17 protein-coding genes and 3 tRNA genes are annotated in these 16,823 nt (G+C 64.5%); 11 read left to right on the top strand and 9 right to left on the bottom strand.

What is annotated here, in order from left to right; genetic code table 11:
• Window positions 1–93 precede the first annotated feature (93 nt).
• Genes murI through hemA form a run of 5 tightly spaced genes read right to left on the bottom strand, consistent with a single transcriptional unit; the run spans window position 94 to window position 4,819 of the window.
• Window positions 94–888, bottom strand: coding sequence for a glutamate racemase (gene murI / locus BLQ74_RS24750; protein ID WP_090267862.1), 795 nt, complete (start codon window positions 886–888; stop codon window positions 94–96).
• Complete coding sequence (locus tag BLQ74_RS24745; RefSeq protein ID WP_090267860.1) at window positions 881–1,636, bottom strand: molybdopterin-synthase adenylyltransferase MoeB; 756 nt, start codon at window positions 1,634–1,636, stop codon at window positions 881–883. Before BLQ74_RS24745 ends, murI begins: the two co-directional genes overlap by 8 nt.
• A complete protein-coding gene (gene prmC / locus BLQ74_RS24740; protein WP_090267859.1) occupies window positions 1,630–2,460 on the bottom strand; it encodes a peptide chain release factor N(5)-glutamine methyltransferase in 831 nt (276 codons plus the stop codon). Before prmC ends, BLQ74_RS24745 begins: the two co-directional genes overlap by 7 nt.
• 11 nt (window positions 2,461–2,471) lie before the next feature.
• Window positions 2,472–3,554 carry a peptide chain release factor 1 gene (gene prfA, locus BLQ74_RS24735; protein ID WP_090267858.1) on the bottom strand — a complete coding sequence of 361 codons (1,083 nt, stop codon included), beginning with the start codon at window positions 3,552–3,554 and terminating at the stop codon, window positions 2,472–2,474.
• Entirely contained in the window at window positions 3,551–4,819 is a 1,269-nt protein-coding gene (hemA, locus tag BLQ74_RS24730) for a glutamyl-tRNA reductase (RefSeq protein WP_090267856.1), read from the bottom strand. The genes prfA and hemA overlap by 4 nt, the downstream gene beginning before the upstream one ends.
• 189 nt (window positions 4,820–5,008) lie before the next feature.
• Between hemA and BLQ74_RS24725 the strand changes: the two genes are divergently transcribed.
• The 10 genes from BLQ74_RS24725 (at window position 5,009) to BLQ74_RS24680 (ending at window position 12,245) form a co-directional block, all read left to right on the top strand.
• Window positions 5,009–6,730, top strand: a complete 1,722-nt coding sequence (locus tag BLQ74_RS24725; RefSeq protein ID WP_090267855.1) for a tetratricopeptide repeat protein — start codon at window positions 5,009–5,011, stop codon at window positions 6,728–6,730.
• Window positions 6,731–6,737: 7 nt separating this feature from the next.
• Entirely contained in the window at window positions 6,738–7,367 is a 630-nt protein-coding gene (gene lolB, locus BLQ74_RS24720) for a lipoprotein insertase outer membrane protein LolB (RefSeq protein ID WP_090267853.1), read from the top strand.
• Window positions 7,368–7,379: 12 nt separating this feature from the next.
• Window positions 7,380–8,231: a 4-(cytidine 5'-diphospho)-2-C-methyl-D-erythritol kinase gene (ispE, locus tag BLQ74_RS24715; protein WP_090267852.1), complete on the top strand. Its 852-nt coding sequence runs from the start codon at window positions 7,380–7,382 to the stop codon at window positions 8,229–8,231.
• A 32-nt stretch (window positions 8,232–8,263) separates the two neighbouring features.
• A tRNA-Gln gene (locus BLQ74_RS24710) sits at window positions 8,264–8,338 on the top strand.
• A gap of 56 nt (window positions 8,339–8,394) precedes the next feature.
• Window positions 8,395–8,469, top strand: a tRNA-Gln gene (locus tag BLQ74_RS24705).
• 86 nt (window positions 8,470–8,555) lie between these two features.
• Complete coding sequence (locus tag BLQ74_RS24700; protein WP_015478849.1) at window positions 8,556–9,497, top strand: ribose-phosphate pyrophosphokinase; 942 nt, start codon at window positions 8,556–8,558, stop codon at window positions 9,495–9,497.
• Between the two features lie 120 nt (window positions 9,498–9,617).
• Complete coding sequence (locus tag BLQ74_RS24695) at window positions 9,618–10,226, top strand: 50S ribosomal protein L25/general stress protein Ctc (RefSeq protein WP_090267850.1); 609 nt, start codon at window positions 9,618–9,620, stop codon at window positions 10,224–10,226.
• A 31-nt stretch (window positions 10,227–10,257) separates the two neighbouring features.
• Window positions 10,258–10,842 carry an aminoacyl-tRNA hydrolase gene (gene pth / locus BLQ74_RS24690; protein WP_090267849.1) on the top strand — a complete coding sequence of 195 codons (585 nt, stop codon included), beginning with the start codon at window positions 10,258–10,260 and terminating at the stop codon, window positions 10,840–10,842.
• Between the two features lie 25 nt (window positions 10,843–10,867).
• On the top strand, window positions 10,868–11,968 hold the full coding sequence (gene ychF, locus BLQ74_RS24685) for a redox-regulated ATPase YchF (RefSeq protein WP_090267848.1): 1,101 nt from the start codon (window positions 10,868–10,870) through the stop codon (window positions 11,966–11,968).
• Between the two features lie 200 nt (window positions 11,969–12,168).
• Window positions 12,169–12,245 (top strand) — tRNA-Met (locus BLQ74_RS24680).
• 94 nt (window positions 12,246–12,339) lie between these two features.
• Here BLQ74_RS24680 and BLQ74_RS24675 read toward each other — a convergent pair.
• Window positions 12,340–13,029, bottom strand: coding sequence for an SOS response-associated peptidase (locus BLQ74_RS24675; protein ID WP_090267847.1), 690 nt, complete (start codon window positions 13,027–13,029; stop codon window positions 12,340–12,342).
• Between the two features lie 353 nt (window positions 13,030–13,382).
• Between BLQ74_RS24675 and BLQ74_RS24670 the strand changes: the two genes are divergently transcribed.
• Window positions 13,383–13,577, top strand: a complete 195-nt coding sequence (locus tag BLQ74_RS24670; RefSeq protein ID WP_090267845.1) for a hypothetical protein — start codon at window positions 13,383–13,385, stop codon at window positions 13,575–13,577.
• A gap of 6 nt (window positions 13,578–13,583) precedes the next feature.
• Here the strand turns inward: BLQ74_RS24670 and BLQ74_RS24665 are convergent, their stop codons facing one another.
• The 3 genes from BLQ74_RS24665 to BLQ74_RS24655 all read right to left on the bottom strand — a co-directional run bounded on the left by BLQ74_RS24665 (window position 13,584) and on the right by BLQ74_RS24655 (window position 16,615).
• The gene (locus BLQ74_RS24665) at window positions 13,584–14,579 is read right to left on the bottom strand and encodes an isocitrate/isopropylmalate dehydrogenase family protein (protein ID WP_090267843.1); all 996 of its coding nucleotides are present in this window, start codon (window positions 14,577–14,579) and stop codon (window positions 13,584–13,586) included.
• 75 nt (window positions 14,580–14,654) lie between these two features.
• Complete coding sequence (gene can, locus BLQ74_RS24660) at window positions 14,655–15,299, bottom strand: carbonate dehydratase (protein ID WP_090267841.1); 645 nt, start codon at window positions 15,297–15,299, stop codon at window positions 14,655–14,657.
• A gap of 71 nt (window positions 15,300–15,370) precedes the next feature.
• On the bottom strand, window positions 15,371–16,615 hold the full coding sequence (locus BLQ74_RS24655; protein ID WP_090267839.1) for a C69 family dipeptidase: 1,245 nt from the start codon (window positions 16,613–16,615) through the stop codon (window positions 15,371–15,373).
• Between the last annotated feature and the right edge of the window lie 208 nt (window positions 16,616–16,823).

Genomic DNA, 16,823 nt, shown 5'->3' with positions numbered 1-16,823 from the left:
TCCCCGCGAATAGCCAAGAATTATAAGGCGAGTTCCCGAAACGCGCTGACAGAATGCAAGAAGAAAGTTACCGCCAAGGAAATTCTGCGTTACTCAGCCGGCAAAAAAGTGCACGGGCTCACGGCAACCCCAAAGCACCGGCAGCACCCGCTCCAGACTCTCGCTGGGGCCGCTGGTCCAGAATTGCGTGCGCCGGGCCGGGCCGGCAGCGTCCAGGCCGCGACTGATCAGCGAGCGTTGCAGATGACGGGCCACCGCGGCACCGGTATCGATCAGCGTCACCCCCGGCGGCAGGAGTTCGCCGAGCAGCGGCTTGAGAAAGGGGTAATGGGTGCAGCCGAGAATCAGCGTGTCGCAGCCTTCCGCGAGCAATGGGCGCAGGAACCCCTGCAGCAGATCACGCACCAGCGGGCCGCTCAGATCGCCAGCCTCGATGCGCTCCACCAGCCCCGGGCACGGCTGGGTGACAACCTTGACGTCGCTGGCGAAGCGGTCGAGCAAGGCCGCGAAGCGCGCGCTCTTCAATGTCCCGGTGGTCGCCAGGACGCCCACCACGCCGCTACGCGTGGCGGCGGCGGCCGGCTTCACCGCTGGCTCCATGGCCAGGATCGGCAACTGCGGATACCGCTCGCGCAAATCCCCCGCCGCCGCCGCGGTGGCGGTGTTGCAAGCGAGCACCAGCGTCTTGCAGCCCTGGCTCAGCAGAAACTCGGCGATAGCTCGGCAGCGTTCGCGGATGTACTCCGGAGACTTCTCGCCATAGGGCACATGTCCGCAATCGGCGAGATAGATCAACGACTCGTTGGGCAGCAGCGCACGAATTTCCCGCAGCACCGACAGACCGCCGACACCGGAGTCGAATACGCCGACAGGCGCCGAATCAGCCATGCCGAGCGCCGCACACCGGGCACTGCGGATCGCGCTTGACGCGCAACTCGCGGAACCGTGTGGAGAGGGCATCGATCAGCAGCAGGCGCCCGACCAGCGGCTCGCCGAAGCCGGCCAGCAATTTCAGTGCCTCAAGCGCCTGCAGGCTGCCGACCAGGCCAACCAGCGGGCCCGCCACGCCGGCCTCGCTGCAGGTCAGTTCGGCTTCGCTGCCGTGGCCGTACAGGCAGTGGTAGCAAGGACTGTCGTCGCGGCGCGGATCGAACACCGAGAGCTGGCCTTCGAGGCGGATGGCCGCGCCGCTGACCAATGGCTTGCCGGCCGCCACGCAGGCAGCGTTGACCGCCTCGCGGGTGGTGAAGTTGTCGCAGCAATCGAGGACCAGATCGACCTGTTGCAGCACGGCGGCCAGGCTGTCCACATCCAGCGCCTGACGATGGGCGACCAGGCGCACTTGCGGATTCAGCGCGCTCAGCCGGGTGATCGCCGAATCCACCTTGCTGCGGCCGACCTGGGTGCTATCGTGCAAGACTTGGCGCTGCAGGTTGGTCATGTCCACCGTATCGAAATCGGCCAGGTGCAGTTCACCGACGCCGGCCGCGGCCAGGTACAGCGCCACTGGAGAGCCGAGGCCGCCAAGGCCGACGATCAGCGCCCGCGCCTGTTTGAGGCGCAGTTGGCCGTCGATGTCGATTTGCGGCAAGAGGATCTGCCGGCTGTAACGCAGCAGCTCCTGGTCGCTCAGCATGGCAGCCGCCCCAGGCTGATGCGCTCATGGCCAGCGAGGTCGCGGCGGCTTTCGACCTGGGTGAATCCGCCACTGAGCAGCAGATCGCGCACCGCCTCGGCCTGGTCATAGCCGTGTTCGAGCAGCAGCCAGCCGCCGGCGTCCAGATACGCTGGCGCCTCGCGAACGATCTGGCGGATATCGTCGAGGCCGTCCTGCCCGGCGACCAAGGCACTCTTCGGCTCGAAGCGCACATCGCCCTCGCGCAGGTGCGGGTCGCTGCTGGGGATATACGGCGGATTGCCGACGATCATCGCGAAACGCTCGCCAGCGAGAGCGGAGAACCAATGGCTCTGGCGGAAGGCGACGTTGCCCAGGCGCAGCCGCTCACGGTTGCGCTCGGCCAGGGCCACGGCCTCGGGAATACGGTCGACGCCCAGCACCCGCCAGCTCAGGCGCTCGCAGGCCAGGGCCAGGGCGATGGCGCCGGTGCCGGTGCCCAGGTCGAGCACGCGCGCCGGGCTGGCCGGCAACAGTTGCAGCGCGCTTTCCACCAGCAACTCGGTATCCGGGCGCGGGATCAGGGTATGCGGCGCGACCTCCAGGTCCAGGCTCCAGAAGCCCTGGCGGCCAAGGATATAGGCCACCGGCTCGCCGGCGCGGCGGCGCTCCAGCCAGGCGTCGAACCGCTCGTGGGCCTCGCGGCTGACCACCCGCTCCGGCCAGGTACGCAGGAAGCTGCGCGGTTTGCCCAGGGCCGCGGCGAGCAGCAGTTCACTGTCCAGGCGCGCGCTCGGGGAGTCCGGCAGCTGCGCCTCGTTGAGCAGGGTCATGATGGTGGCCATGGTGCTTACCGTCAGTCGCCCAGAGCGGCCAGTTGGTCGGCCTGGAATTCCTGCAACAGGGGTTCGATCACCTGTTCCACCGAGCCCTCCATCACCTCGCCGAGGGAGTACAGGGTGAGGTTGATGCGGTGGTCAGTGACACGCCCCTGGGGGAAATTGTAGGTGCGGATGCGTTCGGAGCGATCGCCCGAGCCGACCAGCAGCTTGCGCGTCTCGGAGATTTCCTTGTGCGCCGCGGCCTGCTGCTGGTCATTGAGCTTGGCCGCCAGCCAGGCCATGGCCTTGGCGCGGTTCTTGTGCTGCGAACGCTCTTCCTGGCACTCCACCACGATGCCCGAAGGCAGGTGGGTGATGCGCACCGCGGAGTCGGTCTTGTTGACGTGCTGGCCGCCGGCGCCGGACGAACGATAGGTGTCCACCCGCAGGTCGGCCGGATTGATTTCGATGGCCGCCTGCTCATCCGGCTCAGGCAGCACCGCCACGGTACAGGCGGACGTATGGATGCGGCCCTGGGATTCGGTTTCCGGCACGCGCTGCACACGGTGCGCGCCGGACTCGAACTTGAGCTTGGCATAGACGTTGTCACCCTCGACGCGGGCGATCACCTCTTTATAGCCACCGTGCTCGCCTTCGTTCTCCGACAGAATCTCCACCCGCCAGCCCTGACGTTCGGCGTAACGCGAGTACATGCGGAACAGGTCGCCAGAGAAGATCGCCGCTTCGTCGCCGCCCGTGCCGGCGCGGATTTCCAGGAACACGTTGCGATGGTCGTTGGGGTCCTTGGGCAGCAGCATGCGCTGCAGCGAGTGCTCCAGCTCGGCCAGGCGCGCCTTGGAGCCGGAGACCTCTTCCTCGGCCATGTCGCGCAGGTCGGGGTCACTGTCCTTGAGCAGCGCCTGAGCGCCTTCGAGGTCGTCCTGCACCTTGCGGAACTCGCGGAAGGCCAGGAACACCGGCTCGATCTCGGCGAACTCGCGGGAATAGGCGCGGAACTTGGTCTGGTCGCTGATCACCTCGGCATCGCCGAGCAGAGCGGTAAGCTCCTCGTAGCGGTCACTGAGGCTATCCAGCTTGGTCAGCAGGGAGGCTTTCATCGCTTCTCAAGGCCCTCCTCGAGGGCGAACAGTTCCTGGGCCAGGGCCAGCGCATCGATGCGGCCCTCGGCGGAGAGTTTCTTCATCTGCACGCTGGGCGCGTGCAGCAGCTTGTTGGTCAGGCCGCGGGCCAGTTGGGCCATGACGTCAGCCGGGTCGCCGCCGTTGGCCAGCAGGCGCTGGGCCTTCTGCAACTCCTCGTCGCGCAGGCGCTCGGCCTGCTGACGGTAGGCGCGCAGCACATCCACCGCGGCCAGTTCGCGCAAGCGCGCCATGAACTCATGGACACCGTCGCCAACCAGCTCTTCGGCGGCCTGGGCCGCGCCCTGGCGAGACTTGAGGTTCTCGGCCACCACTTCATGCAGATCGTCGACGCTATAGAGGTAGACGTCGTCCAGTTCCCCGACTTCCGGCTCGATATCGCGCGGCACGGCGATATCGACCATGAACATGGGCTTGTGCCGGCGCTGCTTGAGCGCCCGTTCGACGGCGCCCTTGCCGAGGATCGGCAATTGGCTGGCGGTGGAGCTGATGACAATGTCGCTGCTGGCCAGGTGCTCAGGCATGTCGGCCAGCAGAATGGCCTCGGCGCCGAGTTCGGCGGCCAACTGGCTGGCGCGCTCCAGGGTGCGGTTGGCCACCACGATGCGCCGGACGCCTTGCTCGTGAAGATGGCGGGCGACCAGGGTGATGGTCTCGCCCGCGCCGATCAGCAGCGCCTGGCTGCGGTGCAAGTCACTGAATATCTGCCGGGCCAGGCTGACGGCGGCGAAGGCCACGGACACCGGGTTCTCGCCAATGGCGGTGTCGGTACGCACGGTCTTGGCGGTGCTGAAGGTCGCCTGGAACAGCCGCCCCAGCATCGGCCCGACGGTGCCGGCCTCGCGCGCCACGGCATAGGCGGACTTCATCTGCCCGAGGATCTGTGGCTCACCGAGGACCATCGAGTCCAGGCCGGCGGCGACGCGCATCATATGACGCACGGCGTCCTCATCCTGATGCACGTAGGCGCAGTTGCGCAGCTCGTCCAGGCTCAGGCCGTGGTAGTCGGCCAGCCAGGCCAGAACATCCTCCGCTTCGGGGTGCTCCAGCTCCAGGTAGAGTTCGCTGCGGTTGCAGGTGGAGAGAATCGCCGCCTCACGACTGGCGGTCAGCCGGCAAAGCAACTGCAGCGCCTCGACCATCTGCCCGGGGGTGAAAGCCACGCGCTCGCGGACGGCCACGGAGGCTGTCTTGTGGTTGATGCCGAGGGCAATGAAGGCCATGCAGGATCGCTGAGGTAATCGGGGAAGCCCGCAATTGTCCTACGTCGCCCGATGGAGGACAACCACTGCAATGCAATGCGCCGATCTGTGCGTCTATGCTGGGTTTAGCCGCCCCCACCCCATGGGCTTGCTGGATTGCTTATGTCATGATGGGGCCCACCCCGCTGGTCAGGTTCCCTTCTTTCGTCTATGAACAAGTCTCTCGCGCTGCTGACTGCCCTGCTGCTGCTCGGCGGCTGCCAGTCCATGCTTCACAAGACTCCCGGCCCCGCACCGACCAAGGACAGCGCGGCCAGCGTGGAAAAGAACCGCAAGTACGGCTCTTTCAGCGAAGACACCCTGTATTCCCTGCTGGTGGCGGAAATCGCCGGGCAGCGCAACCGCTTCGACATCGCCCTGAGCAACTACGTGGATCAGGCCAGGCAGACGCAGGATCCTGGGGTCGCCGAACGCGCATTCCGCATTGCCGAATACCTTGGCGCCGACCAGGAAGCCCTGCAGACCTCGCTGATCTGGGCCAAGGCCGCACCCAACGACCTCGACGCGCAGCGCGCCGCCGCCCTGCAACTGGCGCGCACCGGGCAATACGACGAATCCATGATCTACATGGAGAAGGTCCTCAACGGCCAGGGCGACACCCATTTCGACTTCCTTGCACTGTCCGCCGCGGAAACCGACCCGGATACCCGCGCCGGCCTGCTGCAAAGCTTCGACCGCCTGCTGAAGAAATACCCCGACAACGGCCAACTGCTGTTCGGCAAGGCCCTGCTGCTGCAACAGGACGGTCGTCCCCAGGAAGCCCTGAACCTGCTGGAAAGCAAACCGGCCAGCCGCCACGAAGTGGCGCCACTGTTGCTGCGCGCCCGCCTGCTGCAAAGCATGAAGCGCAGTAACGAAGCCTTGCCGCTGCTCAAGGACGGCATGAAGGAGCACCCGGACGACAAGCGCGTGCACCTGGCCTACGCCCGCCTGCTGGTGGAGCAGAACCGCCTGGACGACGCCAAGGCCGAGTTCTCCGCGCTGGTGCAGCAATTCCCCGATGACGACGACCTGCGTTTCTCCCTGGCGCTGGTCTGCCTGGAAGCGCACGCCTGGGACGAAGCCAAGGTCTACCTGCGGGAACTGGTCGAACGCGATAGCCACGCCGACGCCGCGCACTTCAACCTTGGCCGCCTGGCCGAAGCGCAAAAAGACCCACAGACCGCCCTCAAGGAATACGCCCAGGTCGGCCCGGGCAATGACTTCCTGCCGGCGCAGCTGCGCCAGAGCGAGATACTGCTGGACGCCGGCCGCAGCGCGGAGGCCTCGCAACGCCTCGCCGAGGCCCGCGAGCGCCAGCCCGACTACGCCATCCAGCTGTACCTGATCGAAGCCGAAGGGCTGAACAACCGCAACCAGACCGAGCGCGCCTGGCAGGTCATCGAGCAAGCCAACAAACAGTTCCCGGACGACCTCAACCTGCTCTACACCCGCTCCATGCTAGCGGAGAAGCGCAACGACCTGGTGCAAATGGAGAAGGATCTGCGCTTCATCATCGAGCGCGAGCCGGACAACGCCATGGCGCTCAATGCGCTCGGCTACACCCTGGCCGACCGCACCACGCGCTACAGCGAAGCCCGCGACCTGATCCAGAAAGCCCACCAACTGAGCCCCGACGACCCGGCCATCCTCGACAGCCTGGGCTGGGTCAACTATCGAATGGGCAACCTGAGCGAAGCGGAAACCTACCTGCGCCAGGCCCTGGAAAAATTCCCCGACCACGAAGTCGCCGCCCACCTGGGAGAGGTGCTCTGGGCCAGAGGCAAGCAGAGCGAAGCCCGCAAGGTCTGGGCCAGCGCCCTGCAGAACCAGCCCGACAGCATCGTCCTGCGTGACACCCTGCAGCGCCTGACCGGGTCCAGAAACCCCTGAGAACATCATGCGTCTGACTCACCTCATCGGCGCGGCCGCGCTGTTATTGCTGGCCGGCTGCGCCGGCTTCGGCTCCCGCGAATCCCTCGAAGGCCAGGGCAACCCTGCGGCCTGGAAAGCCCACAAGGAACGCATCGCCACCCTCGACGGCTGGCAGATCGACGGCAAGGTCGGCATCCGCGCCCCCAAGGACTCCGGCAGTGGCACCCTGTTCTGGCTGCAACGCCAAGGCTATTACGACATCCGCCTGTCCGGCCCGCTGGGCCGCGGCGCCGCGCGCCTGACCGGGCGCGAAGGCGCAGTGACCCTGGAGGTCGCCGGACAGGGCCGCTACCAGGCCGCGTCGCCGGAAGCGCTACTGGAAGAACAACTGGGCTGGCGCCTGCCGGTATCGCACCTGCTCTGGTGGGTTCGCGGCCTGCCCGCCCCCGACAGCAAGAGTCGCCTGACCCTCGACAGCGACAGCCACCTCGCGCGCTTGCAACAGGATGGCTGGGACGTCGACTACAGCAGCTACAGCGAACAGAACGGCTACTGGCTGCCCGATCGTCTCAAGCTGCACGGGCAGAACCTCGACGTCACGCTAGTGATCAAGAGCTGGCAACCGCGCCAACTGGGTCAAACGGCCTCCCACTGAGTTCGAGTGTCCATGCAGCACGCACGTCTTTCCCTGCCAGCGCCGGCCAAGCTCAACCTGTTCCTGCACATCCTCGGTCGCCGTCCCGACGGCTACCACGAACTGCAGACGCTGTTCCAATTCCTCGACCATGGCGACGAGCTGCACTTCGCCCCGCGCGACGACGGCCAGATCGTCCTGCACAGCGACATCCCCGGCGTGCCCCATGACAGCAACCTGATCGTGCGCGCCGCGCGCCGTCTGCAGCAGGAGTCCGGTTGCCACCTCGGCGCCGACATCTGGCTGGACAAGCGCCTGCCGATGGGTGGCGGCATCGGTGGCGGCAGCTCCGACGCCGCCACCACCCTGCTCGGCCTGAACCACCTCTGGCAGCTCGGCTGGGACGAAGACCGCCTCGCCGCCCTCGGCCTGAGCCTCGGCGCCGATGTGCCGGTCTTCGTGCGCGGCCACGCAGCCTTCGCCGAAGGCGTGGGTGAAAAGCTCACGCCAGTCGAACTGGAGGAGCCCTGGTTCCTCGTGCTGGTACCGCAAGTCTTTGTCAGCACAGCAGAAGTTTTCTCCGATCCCGAGTTGACACGGAATACTCCGCCCATTAAAGTTCGCAGCCTTCTCGGGGTGGACGGTCGAAACGACTGTCAGACGGTCGTCGAGAAGCGTTACCCAGATGTACGTAACGCGCTGATCTTGTTGAATAAATTCACATCAGCTAGATTGACCGGCACTGGAGCTTGTGTGTTTGGGAGCTTCCCAAACAAGGGCGATGCTGATAAAGTTCGCCGCCAACTTCCGGCCACTCTGCCAAGCTTTGTCGCTCAGGGTCGCAACATCTCCCTGTTGCACCGCAAGCTTCAAGGACTGGATTGAGAAGGGATGCATTGCATTCGGTTGTACGTTATAGGGGCGTCGCCAAGCGGTAAGGCAGCAGGTTTTGATCCTGCCATGCGTTGGTTCGAATCCAGCCGCCCCTGCCATTAACCCCACCGGGGCCACGTACAGCGAAACGAAAGCACTGCACAGCGAAAGTCATAGGGGCGTCGCCAAGCGGTAAGGCAGCAGGTTTTGATCCTGCCATGCGTTGGTTCGAATCCAGCCGCCCCTGCCATACACTTTAAAAAGCTGTTCAAAAGCTTCGGCCTTTGAGCAGCTTTTTGATTCATCAGGTCCACCCTCAGCCGGCAGGAACTGCGCGTGTCCAAGATGATGGTTTTCACGGGGAACGCAAACCCCGATCTGGCGCGCCGTGTCGTGCGCCAGCTGCACATCCCCCTCGGTGATGTTTCTGTCGGCAAGTTCTCCGACGGCGAAATCAGTGTCGAAATCAACGAAAACGTCCGCGGTAAGGACGTCTTCCTGATTCAACCGACCTGTGCACCAACCAACGATAACCTGATGGAACTGGTCGTGATGGCTGATGCCTTCCGCCGCTCCTCGGCCACTCGTATCACCGCAGTCATTCCCTACTTCGGTTATGCCCGCCAGGATCGCCGCCCGCGCTCCGCACGCGTGGCCATCAGCGCCAAGGTCGTTGCCGACATGCTGACCGTCGTCGGCGTGAACCGCGTGCTGACCGTTGACCTGCACGCCGACCAGATCCAAGGCTTCTTCGACATTCCGGTGGACAACATCTACGGTTCGCCGGTACTGGTCGACGACATCGAAGACCAACGCTTCGAGAACCTGATGATCGTCTCCCCGGACATCGGTGGCGTGGTGCGTGCTCGCGCCGTCGCCAAGTCGCTGGGCGTGGACCTGGCGATCATCGACAAGCGCCGTCCTAAGGCCAACCAGTCCGAAGTCATGCACATCATCGGTGATGTCGAAGGCCGTACCTGCGTACTGGTCGACGACATGGTCGATACCGCTGGCACCCTCGGCCACGCCGCCAAGGCTCTGAAAGAGCACGGCGCCGCCAAGGTCATCGCCTACTGCACCCACCCGGTGCTGTCCGGCCGCGCCATCGAGAACATCGAGAATTCCGTACTGGACGAACTGGTGGTGACCAACACCATCCCGCTGTCCGCCGCTGCCCAGGCCTGTGGCCGCATCCGCCAACTGGACATCGCTCCGGTTGTTGCCGAAGCCATGCGCCGAATCAGCAACGAAGAATCGATCAGCGCCATGTTCCGTTGAGGCCCACCTCGACGAACAAGGCGCTGACGAAAGCGCTCCGTCTCCGGGCGGAGCATTTGAAGAATCGCCCGAACGCTGGTCGCAAGCGTTCGGGCGATCTTGTCATTCTGGAGAAATACAATGGTTGACTTTATTCTGAATGCCCAAGCGCGTTCCGATCTGGGGAAAGGTGCGAGCCGCCGCCTGCGTCGTAACGCCGGTCTGGTTCCGGCTGTGGTTTACGGTGGCGACAAAGAGCCGCAATCCGTAACCCTGGAACTGCGCGAAATCGCCAAGCTGCTGGAAAACGAGGCTGCCTTCAGCCACGTGATCGCCCTGAACGTTGGCGGCGCCAAGGAAACCGTGCTGATCAAAGCCCTGCAGCGCCACCCGGCCAAAGGCTACGTCATGCACGCTGATTTTCTGCGCGTAGTTGCCGACCACAAACTGACCGCCCACGTTCCCCTGCACTTCCTCAACGCGGAAACCGCTGTTGGCGTGAAGCAAGGTGGCGGTGAGGTTTCCCACGTCATCTCCGAAGTCGAAGTTTCCTGCCTGCCGAAAGACCTGCCGGAATTCATCGAAGTCGACCTGGCGAAAGTCGATGTGGGTCAGATCGTTCACCTGTCCGACCTCAAGCTGCCGAAAGGCGTCGAGCTGGTTCAACTGGCTCACGGCAACGACCTGGCAGTCGCCAACATCCACGCTTCCCGCGTGAAAGAAGAAGGCGAAGAAGGCGCCGCCGAGTAATACTCGCGAGCCTTAAGGAAGGGCCCCCGTCGTGACCGCCGTGCAACTGATCGTTGGCCTGGGTAACCCAGGCCCGGAATACGAACAGACCCGGCATAACGCGGGGGCTCTTTTCGTTGAGCGCCTGGCCGACCAACAACGCGCCAGCCTCAGCCTCGACAAGAAATACTTCGGCCTTGTCGGCAAGTTCAGCCACCAGGGCCGCGATGTTCGTCTGCTCATCCCCACCACCTACATGAACCGCAGCGGCCAGGCCGTGGCGGCGCTCGCAGGCTTCTTCCGCATTCCGGTCGATGCCATCCTGGTGGCCCACGACGAACTCGATATGCCTCCCGGCGTCGCCAAGCTCAAGACCGGCGGCGGACACGGCGGGCACAACGGGTTGCGCGACATCATCGCCCAACTCGGCAACCAGAACGGTTTCCACCGCCTGCGGCTTGGCATCGGCCATCCGGGGCACAGCAGCCTGGTCTCCGGCTACGTCCTCGGCCGCGCTCCGCGCAGCGAGCAGGAACTGCTCGACACCAGCATCGATTTCGCCCTCGGCGTGCTGCCGGAAATGCTCGCAGGTGACTGGACCCGCGCGATGCAGAAGCTGCACAGCCAGAAGGCCTGACCCGTCTCCGCCAGAGGTAAAAAACATGGGCTTCAACTGCGGCATCGTCGGCTTGCCCAACGTCGGCAAATCCACCCTGTTCAACGCCCTTACCAAATCCGGTATCGCGGCGGAGAACTTCCCCTTCTGCACCATCGAGCCGAACAGCGGCATCGTCCCCATGCCCGACGCCCGCCTCGACGCACTGGCAGAAATCGTCAAGCCCGAGCGCGTCATCCCTACCACCATGGAGTTCGTCGACATCGCCGGCCTGGTGGAAGGCGCTTCCAAAGGTGAAGGCCTGGGCAACAAGTTCCTCGCCAACATCCGCGAGACCGACGCCATCGCCCACGTCGTACGCTGCTTCGAAGACGACAACGTGATCCACGTGGCCAACAGCGTCGATCCCAAGCGCGACATCGAGATCATCGAGCTGGAACTGATCTTCGCCGACCTGGAAAGCTGCGAGAAGCAACTGCAGAAAGTCGCCCGCAACGCCAAGGGCGGCGACAAGGACGCCATCGCGCAGAAGGCCCTGCTGGAAAAACTCATCCCCCACTTCAGTGAAGGCAAGCCGGCGCGCTCGCTGATGAAGAACCTGGGCGACGACGAGAAACGCATGGTACGCGGCTTCCACCTGCTGACCAGCAAGCCGGTGATGTATATCGCCAACGTCGCCGAAGACGGCTTCGAGAATAACCCGCACCTGGACGTGGTCCGCGCCATCGCCGAAGAAGAAGGCGCCATGGTGGTACCGGTATGCAACAAGATCGAAGCCGAAATCGCCGAACTGGAAGACGGTGAAGAAAAGGACATGTTCCTTGAGTCCCTAGGCCTCGAAGAGCCCGGCCTGAACCGCGTGATCCGCGCCGGCTACGAACTGCTGCACCTGCAGACCTACTTCACCGCCGGGGTGAAAGAAGTCCGCGCTTGGACCGTCCGTGTCGGCGCGACCGCACCGCAGGCCGCCGCAGTGATCCACACCGACTTCGAAAAGGGCTTCATCCGCGCCGAAGTCATCGCCTATGACGATTTCATCCAGTACAAAGGCGAACAAGGCGCGAAGGAAGCCGGCAAATGGCGCCTGGAAGGCAAGGACTACATCGTCAAGGACGGCGATGTGATGCACTTCCGCTTCAACGTCTGAGCGCATCCGCCCGACGAAAAGCCCCGCCTTACCCGCGGGGCTTTTTCATTCCAGCCCATCCCGCGCACGCCCACAGGCAGCCTAAGGCACGCGCCAGCGCCCTGCCCCACCACTTCCGGCTAAACGCTTGAAAGATCAGAAAATTATCTAAGCAAGGGGGTTGACAGCCCCCCGCGAGATGCGGAAAATGCGCGCCACTCGGCTACATAGCTCAGTCGGTTAGAGCGCAGCATTCATAATGCTGATGTCCCAGGTTCAAGTCCCGGTGTAGCCACCATATAAAAGAAGGGGTTAGCGCAAGCTAACCCCTTTTTGTTTGGCCCGAGAAAAGTGCCCTTCGGCTCTGACCTGTTGGCTTGGCGGCGCCAGCCCTACAGCGCCTCAAGCAACGCTGGAAAGTCATTCCGCGTGTCGTTCACGAGTGGGCTGACGCGATGGCCGGCCAGGTCTGTCCTGGCGCTTGCTACGAGGTGGGCCACTTCATCCGGCCGGGTCTCCGCAGCCAGCCAGGCATCATACTGCGAGGGCGACAACACCACCGGCATGCGGCCGTAGATTGCCCGTATCGAAGGGGCGGCGGACTTGGTCAGCATGGCGCAGGAAAGCAACTCGTCGCCATTCGGCGCCTCCCAACTGGACCACAGGGCGGCAAAGGCCAGGACGGGTTCAGTCGAGCAGTACAGGTAGTAAGGCTGGCGAGTCTCTCTGCCGGCCTGCATGTGAAGCACCTCCTTGTCGCTCCACTCGTACCATCCCAGGGCCGGCATCAGGCAGCGCCGGTAGCGGTAACTGTTGCGCCACATGGGCTTGTGGCCAGCCTCTTCGCTGCGGGCGTTGTAGGTGCCGCTGGGGACTTGAGCCTTCTTCCACCAGAACGGGATCAGGCCCCAGCGCACCGCCACTAGCTGCAGTTGGCCTTCCACCTCCATACGCAAGATCGGCACCATGCTCGTCGGTGCCACGTTGAAACTCCCGCGCGCCCAAAGCCCCGAGTCATGGGCGCCAATATGCCAATAGCGCTCGATTTCGGCTTCTGCGGGAGTGACATAGCGACCGCACATGGCTGCCACCTCGTTTGCCCATGATGGGCAATGGAATGAATTAACCATGGTCGGCGGAAAGGAGGGTGTCCAGTGCACCAAGGCGCCCTCCCCTGAGTGAGCCAGCCGATTGCTGTGTATCGGCGATACCGACGTTGCACCGAGCCCGGCGCGTCCGGTCGCGCCTGCCAAGCGCCGGATTGTTTCATTCCGGGCAACTCAGCATCCTATTCTGTTAGCTAGCTAACAGTACCCCGAAACGCTAACGTTACGCCCGCAGGTTTATCCGTTTTCCTGCTCTCCAATGGTGCCATTGCCCGGCCCTCCCCCGCTTTGGGCAATGGCCTTTTTTCCACCGAGTTCAGGACGTCCGTATGCCGTACCTCGTCCGCAATCTCTCTGTCGTTCTGATATCCCTGGGCCTGGGGCTTTGCTCCAAAGAATGGGCGCTGTTCGTTGAGGCCCTGCATCTGGCAACGGGAGCGGCACTGCTGCTCACGGCGATGCCGCTGCTGGCCGTTGGCATGGTCACGGTTCGCTATCTTGCCCATCATCCCGAACAGGGCTGATCCGCTTTAGAGGCGTTGCAACACGCCTTCGCCGATCAGGCGAGTAGTCTCCGCAGCGAAGTCGAGATGCCCTTCCTCACGCAAAAAGCTCTCCACCGCTCGCTCGATGCGTTGGGCCGCGTCCTCATTGCGCCAATGGTGGCGTAGCAACAGAGCCGCACTGAGGATGGCCGCCAGCGGGTTCGCCCGACCGCGGCCGGCGATGTCCGGGGCACTGCCGTGCACCGGCTCGGCCAAGGCGACGCCTTCGCCCAGATTGAGCGAAGGCGCCATGCCCAGACCGCCGCCCCAATGACTGGCGAGGTCGGAGAGGATGTCGCCGAACAGGTTGCTGGTCACCAGCATGTCGAAAGCTTCCGGCCGTTCCACCAGTTGCAGGGCGGCCACGTCCACCAGGCGCTCATCGAGCACATCGCTCCAGCCTTCGGTAGCGAGGACGTCGCGGCAGGTATCGCGGAACAGGCCGCAAGTCAGCGGCAAGACGTTGGCCTTGTGCACCAGCGTGATGCGCCGGGCCTGCCGTTGCCGGGCGATCGCCGCCGCGCTGAGCGCCAGGCGGGTGCAAGCGGCGCGACTGATGACCCGTTCGGCAATGGCGACGCCATCCGCTTCCCAGTGCTCGCGGCCGCTGTAGAGGCCTTCGCTGTTCTCACGCAGGATCAGCAGATCGACCCCGGCGCGTGGTGAAACCACAGGCCAGGCGCGCACTGGGCGGAGGTTGAGGTTCAGGCCCAGGCGTTGCCGCAGCGTCAGGATGGCGCTGCGGTAGCCTTCCACTGGGTGGCTGGGCGAGGACACCGCACCGAATAGCCCCGCTCCACACCCGCGCAGCAGCTCAAGGGTGGCGTCGGGCACTGAAGCACCGCAACGCTGGAAGCATTCCCAGCCGGCATCCGCTTCATGCAGACGCAGGCCGGGCAGGAGCTTCTCCAGCACCGCCACGGCCACGGGAACCACTTCTCGACCGATGCCGTCGCCGGGAATCACACAGAGGTCACGCATGCTCTGCCTCGCCTTGGGGTGTTCTTTCATGTTCCGCCCATGCCCACAGGCCGGAGCACGAGCCGATGGCCGGCCTCAATTCTGTCCGAGAGGACGCATGCGGTACTGCGGCGGCAACTGTTCCAGCCCGCTGACGGTGACGTTGAGGTTTTTCCAGCGGCCATCCTTGATGCCATAGATGCAGCCATGCACCGACAGCGGCTGGTTACGGTGCCAGGCGTTCTGCACGATGTTGGTATGGCTGACGTTGGCCACTTGCTGGATGACGTTGAGTTCGCAGAGGCGGTCGACCCTTTCCTCTTCGGTGTCGAACTGACCGAGATGCTCACGGTATTCGTAGGCGAGATCGCGGATGCTGCGCAGCCAACCGTCGATCAGGCCGAACTGGCGATCCTGCATGGCCGCACGCACGCCGCCACAGCCATAGTGGCCGGTGACCAGGATGTGTTTCACCTTGAGCACATCCACCGCGTACTGGATGACCGACAGGCAGTTGAGGTCGGTATGCAGGACGACGTTGGCGACATTGCGGTGGACGAAGAGATCGCCGGGCAACATGCCAACGATCTCGTTGGCCGGCACGCGCGCATCGGAGCAGCCGATCCACAGGTATTCCGGGGTCTGCTGACGCGCCAGCTTGGCGAAGAAGTCGGGGTCTTCACGGTTGATCGCTTCGGCCCAGCGGGCGTTGTTGTCGAACAACTCTTGCAGGTCGTTCATGCTTCACTCCTCCACGTTCGGTGGCGCACCTTACGTAAGGCTAAGCGGCTTTGACAAGCGCTGCCTGGCGCTCAGGGCGCCGCATGCTGCCGCCACCAGCGCGGCAGGCGCGGTTCGAGTTGACCGGCCAATTGCTGCCAGGCGGCATGCCAGGCCTCGGCCTCGGCGGCCAGACGCGCCCAGTCTGGGCTGCGCCGGTCCAATGCGGCCAGTTGGTCACCCTCCAGCCAGCCATGACCGGAACGCAATGCGGCGGCGAATTCCGGGTCGGCCAGGGCGCGCCTGTGTACGCTCTCGAAGCGCCACCAGAGCGACTGCTCGACGGGATCGTCCGGCCCACTGAGCAGGCAGGCGCCCGCCGCAGGATCGAATCCCAGCGGCTGGAACAGCGACAGGCAAGGCGCGGAGGTGCCGGTGGCGGCCAGGCGCGGGCCGCCGCTGTCGAGACGGGCGATCAGACTGCCGGTGGTCTGCGAGGGCCGCCAGAAGCTGCCAGCGTGCATGCACACCTGGCGGTTGTCGTGCCGGGCGAAGTTGTGTTCGCGCGGACCATGGTTGCGCAGCGCCACCACCATGGCCTGCCAGTCAGGCTGGCTCGGACAGTTGTCGAGGAACTCCTGGTTGAGCCGGCGGCGCTGGTGCGCACCGGCGATCCACGGCAGCAGGCGACCATCGAAGGTCCGGGCGAAGTGAAAGTCTCCGCGGCCGTTCCAGCAGCCCAGCCGGCGCGCCTGGCCCGGCAGGTCGGCGCTGCACAGATCGAACTCATGACCCAGGCTGAGGGCATTGGATATCGCCCAGCGCTCGACGCGTTTGGCCGCCCACAAGCGACCGGCGGTTTCCAGCACCCAGGCTTCGCCAGCATCGGCAATGAGGAAGCTGTTGTCATAACGCATGCGCTTGTTGCGGAACCCGGCCGGGCCACCCTGACCATGGCGTTCGAGTAACTGGGTGATGACCTCCAGCGCTTCGCGCGCACTGGCGCCACGCTCGAGTCCGAGGCGCAGCAGGTCCATCCCCAGCAGCGCCTCGCCTTCACGGCTGGTGAGACAGGTGAAGACCGCCTGGTTACCGATGGCCACGCCATGCTCGTTGACGCCCATTTCAGCGCCCCAGATCCAGCTTGGCTGGCTGAGGATCAAGGCGTGGCGATCGGCCGTCTGTGGGATGTCCAGATAGGTGGTATGCAGGCGCGCCGCGCTGTCGCCGCGGACCGCCGGCAAGCGCAGCAGACGCTGCGGCTCAACGGGCTCGCGATCGCTGTTCTTGGCGAACCAGGTGACGCCGTTTCCCCGCAGGACCAAGGTATCGCACATGAGCGGGCCTCCTCAGCGGTGGAGGACAGCGCCAGGAGAAACGGCGCCGGGCAGGGAGAACGCATGACGGCCAGCCAACGAGCAGGCGCAGGAGGAACAACGGAGGACAGGGCAGCCGGGCGAGCCGAATGCCGCTACCTGTGCAGCGGAAAGCTTCATGTCGCGACCTGATTGTTCTTGTTATTGAGTGATCAGCCTACGCCCATGC

Source organism: Pseudomonas panipatensis (assembly GCF_900099785.1).
In the GTDB taxonomy this organism is placed as follows: domain Bacteria; phylum Pseudomonadota; class Gammaproteobacteria; order Pseudomonadales; family Pseudomonadaceae; genus Pseudomonas; species Pseudomonas panipatensis.
The sequence above is the reverse complement of the archived record's forward strand: the minus strand, read 5'-3'. Positions and strand labels throughout refer to the sequence as shown.